Annotated in this window: 8 protein-coding genes and 1 pseudogene; 7 read left to right on the top strand and 2 right to left on the bottom strand. The window is 61.2% G+C overall.

Features of this window, described 5'->3' with window-relative positions; all coding sequences use genetic code 11:
* On the top strand, positions 1–1,804 hold a 1,804-nt coding region (locus tag QZY06_RS06780; protein WP_295681962.1), incomplete at its 5' end, for a DHH family phosphoesterase.
* A 288-nt stretch (positions 1,805–2,092) separates the two neighbouring features.
* On the opposite strand, the gene QZY06_RS06775 is transcribed toward QZY06_RS06780, so the two are convergent.
* Positions 2,093–2,434 (bottom strand): hypothetical protein, encoded by a 342-nt coding sequence (locus QZY06_RS06775; protein WP_273457448.1) that lies wholly within the window; start codon positions 2,432–2,434, stop codon positions 2,093–2,095.
* 158 nt (positions 2,435–2,592) lie between these two features.
* Here QZY06_RS06775 and QZY06_RS06770 point away from each other — a divergent pair.
* From QZY06_RS06770 to QZY06_RS06745, 6 genes and pseudogenes are all read left to right on the top strand, one after another.
* Positions 2,593–2,901 (top strand): annotated as a pseudogene (locus QZY06_RS06770) (efflux RND transporter permease subunit); the annotation flags it as partial.
* Positions 2,902–2,938: 37 nt separating this feature from the next.
* A complete protein-coding gene (locus tag QZY06_RS06765) occupies positions 2,939–3,154 on the top strand; it encodes a hypothetical protein (RefSeq protein WP_273457449.1) in 216 nt (71 codons plus the stop codon).
* A 35-nt stretch (positions 3,155–3,189) separates the two neighbouring features.
* Positions 3,190–3,852 carry a HupE/UreJ family protein gene (locus QZY06_RS06760; protein ID WP_273457451.1) on the top strand — a complete coding sequence of 221 codons (663 nt, stop codon included), beginning with the start codon at positions 3,190–3,192 and terminating at the stop codon, positions 3,850–3,852.
* A complete protein-coding gene (locus QZY06_RS06755) occupies positions 3,849–4,451 on the top strand; it encodes a hypothetical protein (RefSeq protein WP_273457453.1) in 603 nt (200 codons plus the stop codon). Before QZY06_RS06760 ends, QZY06_RS06755 begins: the two co-directional genes overlap by 4 nt.
* Before the next feature lie 59 nt (positions 4,452–4,510).
* Positions 4,511–5,077 carry a class I SAM-dependent methyltransferase gene (locus QZY06_RS06750; protein WP_295681955.1) on the top strand — a complete coding sequence of 189 codons (567 nt, stop codon included), beginning with the start codon at positions 4,511–4,513 and terminating at the stop codon, positions 5,075–5,077.
* The gene (locus tag QZY06_RS06745) at positions 5,074–6,129 is read left to right on the top strand and encodes a DMT family transporter (protein WP_273457456.1); all 1,056 of its coding nucleotides are present in this window, start codon (positions 5,074–5,076) and stop codon (positions 6,127–6,129) included. The genes QZY06_RS06750 and QZY06_RS06745 overlap by 4 nt, the downstream gene beginning before the upstream one ends.
* Before the next feature lie 22 nt (positions 6,130–6,151).
* On the opposite strand, the gene QZY06_RS06740 is transcribed toward QZY06_RS06745, so the two are convergent.
* The coding region (locus tag QZY06_RS06740; protein ID WP_295681966.1) for a GDCCVxC domain-containing (seleno)protein at positions 6,152–6,262 on the bottom strand (111 nt) is incomplete at its 5' end.

Genomic DNA, 6,262 nt, shown 5'->3' with positions numbered 1-6,262 from the left:
TGCCAAGGGAACTCGAATGATCGCAACTTTGCCAAGCAAGCAGATCGTCGAGCGCGCGGTCAGTCAGGATGTCGCTGCCACGTTACGAGCGGCCGGAGTGGCGTCTTGGATGTCGGCGATCTTGGCGAGTCGCATGGATCGTCCGTTCGATCCACAGGAGTTGCTGGAGCCTTCGCTGGCCCGGATTCCTGACCCGATCGGCATCCCCTCGATGGACAGGGCCGTTGACCGTATCGTGAGCGCAATCGCTAGTTCGGAGAGGTTTGCACTGGCGTGTGACCACGATATGGACGGCACTGCTTCGGCCGCGGTGCTGTGGACGGCCTTGACCGAGTTCTTCGGGGTTCCGAGGGAAAGCGTTCACGTGGTCACGAGCCATCGCCTGAAGGAGGGCTATGGCCTGACTACTGCTGTCGTCGACAGGATCATCACATTGGCCCCCGGCGTCGTGATCACAGCCGACAAGGGAAGCTCCGATGAGCCTAGGATCAGCCTTCTAGCGGCTCGGGGCATCGATGTGGTGGTCACTGATCACCACCAGATTCCTTCATCCGGGCCGCCTCCGTCAGCATACTGCGTGGTAAATCCTTCGCGGCAGGAATCGACCTTTGATCCGCATGTATGCGGAGCTGGCGTCGCTTTCCTCGTGATGGCAAAAGTAAGAACCGCACTTTTGAATCGCGGTGTTCGCTCGAAGATCGCGAGCCTTAGCGGTCTATTGGACTATGTGGCTGTGGCCACGATTGCTGACTGCGTGTCACTGTCGCCGTCGGTCAGTTCAATCAATCGAACTTTTGTAAAGCGTGGGTTGGAATTGCTGAACGAAAAGCGGCGGAGCTGTTGGAAGGTCTTTGCGGAATCGATCGGTGATCAGCCGATCGATGCGGAGGCCATCGCATTCCGGCTGGTACCCGCGATTGCTGCTGCGGGCCGCCTCGACTGGGCTAAAGCCGGATTTCAATTCCTGATTGCCCCAAGCAAAAGCGAGGCGGCGTCTCATTGGGCAGTTCTTCAACAAGAAAATGCTGAGCGGCAGCAGATCGAGCGCGACCTCAGAGTGCGCGCACTTGCTCGCGCCGCGCAGATGGACACTCGCTCAATCGTTCTGATGTTCGATGATGGCCATCCGGGCGTTCACGGAATCACGGCCAGCCGGCTTGTCGAGGCGTTCGGGAAGCCGGCAGCTCTTTTCGCGCCGCGGGGTAACGGAGTTCGGGATTCGAACTTCCAGGGCAATACCGACCTGCTCACGGGATCGTTTCGAAGCATTCCAGGAATCAACATTCACGAAGTGATCAGTGCCGTTGCAAGTTCCGACAGCGAGTTGGTGGTATCACATGGTGGCCACCATGGGGCCGCTGGTGCGGTGGTGAGGCGCGATCGGTTCGAGAGATTCCGCGTAGCCTTCGAAGAGCAGGTCGCGGTTCGCTGTGGCGGTAAACCATTGCTCCCGCTCGTTCAGACCGACGGACAGTTGGCGTCCCACCTTCACTCGGTCGAGGTCGTCAAAACGATCGATCGCTATGGGCCTTGGGGTCGCGGCTTCGATTATCCGATCTTCGCCGGCCGCTTTCATATCAAGAGCCTGAGGCTAATGTCTGAGGGGCAGCACGCGCGTCTCGAACTCGCCCGCGATGAGTTGCGCATTCGTGCCGTTTGGTTCAATGCGCGCGACCAAGTTGATTTGGCAGATGCCACTGTCGGTCGTGTCCTCGCCTCGGCGTATCGGCTTCGAGTCAATCGGTATCAAGGGATTGAGTCCCCAGAGATCCAGATCGTGCACGGCGTCTTCGAAAGTGGCTGAGCCTTTTCCTGAATGTCGATGCGTCTTGGACGAACTTTCCGCCACACCGTCATTCAGTTATTTTGACGACGAGGGAAGGTGCGCCGCGGGCCAGAGATCCGGATGTCGCTGAATCGCCACACGACCATCTGCTGGTGATGATGCCGATCGACCAGCTGACGACCATCCCGTCGTAGCAATCGATCATCGGGGAGAGGCAGACTGCGGATTCTCAGCCTGTTAAGCGGTGCATAGCCTTAGTGAGGAGCAGTCAGTGGCGCGTATCGTTGGCGAGAAGTGGTGCAGCTGTTACGCAGCCATTCTCTTGAGGGCTTGGCGGGCAACTTGGTTCGGTTCGATAAAGGTGTAGTGGCAGAGCTTTGCGAGAGTGACGTACACCACCATCCCAAGAACCTGGTAGGCGACCAGTGAGAGATTTGACGGCGGTATGTTTGCCCCTGCGATGAGGGTTGCCATTCCGACGACAAGGCAGATGACCATGAAGCTCCACCCCGCCAGTTCACAGACTACCGAGGGTGCGAGTACGACTGCGTCGCGTCGTCGAACAAGCACCCCGGCATTCCGGAGATGCCGGATGCGTCGATCGGAGAGGTTTCCGCAGCGCTTGATCTCAAGAAGCTTGGAGCGCAAGGGGGGCGGCCGGTCTGACCCCCAACCCCAAGCTGAGGATTACCGTCGAGGATGCTTTCGGAGCTGGCGATCGCAGCGGCTTTTCCTCTGCCCAGACAATACTGAGCCTGCGGCAGATCATCGAACGGGGCGCTGCCGCACGCCGCGTCGCCGCGTCGCTGGTCATGGTCAGCTTCGTTCGCGACCTGCGAGCCAGCGGCATGGGGCTCGATCAGGCCATCGTCGAAGGTGCCTTAACCCGCTTGCGTCCGGTGCTGATGACCGCCCTAGTCGCGGGCATGGGTTTCGTGCCGATGGCCTTCAACACGGAAATCGGTAGCGAAGTGCGGAGGTTTTTGGCCACCGTGGTGATCGGCGGCATCCTGTCGTCGACCCTGCTGACCTTGCTGTTGCTGCCGGGGCTGTACCGGCTGCTGGCAGAACGACGACTGGAACCCGCGCCGCTGCCGGCGGTCGGTCAGTCCTGATGCCCACCTGTTCCATCCATTCGCTGAAAGAATCCCGATGAAAACTGCTGCCGCGCTGCTGTTGTCCCTGATCGCCGCCACCGCCATCGCCCATCCTGAGCACGAGTTCGACGAGCCTGCGGCTCCGGCCAAGCTCGAAGTCGATGCCAAGGCAAAGCAGGCGGACGCCGTTGCCAAAGACGCTGCCGACAAGGCAAAGGCCGATTCCGATGCAGCACGAGCTGCCGCTGCCAAGGCAGTGAAAAAGCCTTGAATCGGCCACTTTCGAGTCTGTGCCTTGCCAGGCTGATGTCGGCCGCGGTCCTGCTGGTGTCACCGCTGGTCTTCGCCCATGGCGTGGCCGAAGACGATGCGGCGTTCATCGAGGGCGTCAGCGGCGTCCATCTGCTGCCGTTCCTGTACCTCGGCGCCAAGCACATGGTCACCGGCTACGACCACCTGCTGTTCCTGTTCGGGGTGATCTTCTTCCTGTACCGGCTCAAGGACGTGGGCGTGTACGTCACGCTGTTCGCGATCGGCCACAGCAGTACTTTGCTGTTCGGCGTGTTGAGCAGCACGCACGTCAACCCATATCTAGTCGATGCGGTGATTGGCCTGTCGGTGGTCTACAAGGCGCTCGACAACCTCGGTGCGTTTCCCCGCTGGTTCGGCGTGCAGCCGAACACCAAGGCTGCGGTGCTGATCTTCGGCCTGTTCCACGGCTTCGGGTTGGCGACCAAGTTGCAGGACTTCAAGTTGTCCGCCGATGGGCTGGTGCCGAACATGCTGGCCTTCAATGTCGGCGTCGAGATTGGCCAATTGCTGGCCCTGACCGCGATCCTGATCGTGATGGCCTTCTGGCGGAGAGCAGCGGCATTTGAACGCCAGGCTTTTGCCGCCAATACGGTGCTGATGTGCGCCGGCTTCATTCTCACCGGCTATCAGTTGGCCGGTTACCTGAGTACCCCATGAGCAAGTCCTCGATGAATGCCAATCCGACGACCATCCAGGCGACGACACCACAACTGCTGAAAGCCTCTGGACTGGCGCTGGCGGTCGCTGGCGCCATACTGGTCACTGCCGTGCTGCCGGCCGAGTACGGGATCGATCCGACCGGAATCGGAAGCGCGCTGGGTTTGACGGCGCTGAGCGCCAAGCCGGCAGCCGCCGCCCCACCCGCAACGACGACGGCCGAATCAGTGCTGGCCGTGCCTTCGCCTTCCGATGCAGTGGTCAAGCGGGCGACGCCGTTCCATAGCGAGGAAATGTCGCTGACTCTGGTCGCCAATCAGGGAGCCGAGATCAAGGCTGCCATGAAGGTTGGCGAACGCTTCGAGTTCTCATGGCGGAGCGAGGGCGGGCCGGTCAGCTTCGACATGCACGGTGAAAAGCCGAACGACGGCGACAACTTCAGCAGCTACTGGAAGGACCGTGATCAGAGCGAAGCGCATGGCAGCTTCGTCGCGCCGTTTGATGGCGTGCATGGCTGGTATTGGAAGAACCGCGGCAGCGAGCCAGTCACGGTGACGGTCAAGGTCAGCGGTTACTTCGACAAGCTGTACATGCCTTGACTCTTCTCGAAATGAAATCGCACTGGGAGCAGGTGTACTCGACCAAGGCCAGCGATGCCGTGAGCTGGTATCAGGCGCATGCCAGCGTTTCGCTGAGCCTCATTCGCGAGACTGGCATTGATCTCGGTGCGCCGATCATCGACGTTGGCGGCGGCGCATCAACCCTGATCGACGATCTGCTTGACCTCGGTTACAGCGCTTTGTCGGTCCTCGATCTCTCAGGAGCAGCGCTGGATACTGCGGCAAGCCGGCTCGGTGCGCGGGGCAATGTGGTTCGATGGCTGGAAGCCGATATCACCCGAACTACGTTCCCGGAAGCGAGCATCGAGTTGTGGCACGACCGCGCCGTCTTCCACTTCCTGAACGAGCCAGACGATCGTACTGCCTATGTTCGAACGCTCAGCCAGGAGGTCAAACCCGGCGGCCATTTGATCATCGGCACTTTTGCCGAGAACGGACCGGAAAAGTGCAGTGGGCTAACCGTGCAGCGTTACTCGGCGGAAAGTCTGTACTCGCAGTTCAGCGAGGCATTCGAAATGGTGAAGACGACCACTGAAGCGCACCAAACCCCGTCAGGCTCGATTCAGGCCTTCGTTTATTGCTGGTGCCGGCGGCGGGCCGCATGAAGCACCTGTATCGCCGCCCGGAATCACCTGGGGTAGCCGCCGCCTTGATCGCCGCGCTGCTATTCGGTGCCGGCACGCCGCTGGCGAAAATGCTGCTTGCCGATCTCAGCCCCTGGTTGCTCGCCGGCCTGCTGTATCTCGGCTCCGGGCTCGGCATGGCGCTTTATCGGCTGGCGACTGGAGCTGCTGCGGCGCGCCTGACCCGGAACGAATGGCCGTGGCTGGCCGGCGCCATTCTGAGCGGTGGGGTGTTGGCTCCGGTGCTGTTGATGATCGGCCTGACCGGCATGCCGGCGACCGGAGCCTCCCTGCTGCTGAACGCCGAAGGGGTGTTCACCGCCCTGCTGGCCTGGTTCGCGTTCCGGGAAAACTTCGACCGCCGGATCGCGCTGGGTATGGCCGCCATCCTGGCCGGTGCGCTGATCCTGAGCTGGCCACAGCAGCCGAGCTTTGCCGGTGCGCTACCAGCGCTGGCTATTCTCGGCGCCTGTCTGGCCTGGGGCATCGACAACAATCTGACCCGTAAGGTGTCGTTGACGGACGCCACCTGGATCGCCGCCGTGAAAGGGCTGGTCTCAGGCACCGTCAATCTGGTGCTTGCATTCTCGCTGGGGGCCGCACTACCGGGAATAGGTGCCGCCGGTGGCGCGATGCTGGTGGGCTTCCTGTCCTACGGGGTCAGCCTGGCGCTGTTCGTGGTGGCACTGCGCCACCTCGGCACCGCGCGTACTGGTGCCTATTTCTCGGTCGCTCCGTTCTTCGGCGCACTGCTGGCGCTGCTGTTCGGCGAGCCGCTGACGGCATCACTGGTGGTTGCAGGAAGCCTGATGGCAGTCGGCATCTGGCTGCACCTGACCGAACACCATGAGCACCCTCACAGCCATGTCCCGATCGAGCACGAGCATGAGCACGTCCACGACGAGCACCATCAACACGAGCACGGCGCTCTGGACTCCGCCGTGCAGCGTCACTCTCATCGTCATCAGCATGTGGCCCTGACGCACAGTCATACCCATTTTCCCGATGCCCACCACGAGCACGACCATCGGTGAGCCATCGGTTGATTTACCGGCATCAACCACCGTTCTGCTGGATCGGCGGACACTTCACCGAGCCAAAGGAGCAAAACACGCAGCAGTCGCCAGGGTTGGGACGCAGTAGCGTGTTGCAGCTGCTGCATTCGTA

Source organism: uncultured Nevskia sp. (assembly GCF_903885465.1).
Lineage (GTDB): Bacteria > Pseudomonadota > Gammaproteobacteria > Nevskiales > Nevskiaceae > Nevskia.
Note: the sequence above shows the minus strand (reverse complement) of the source record. Positions and strands in the feature narration are given on the sequence as shown.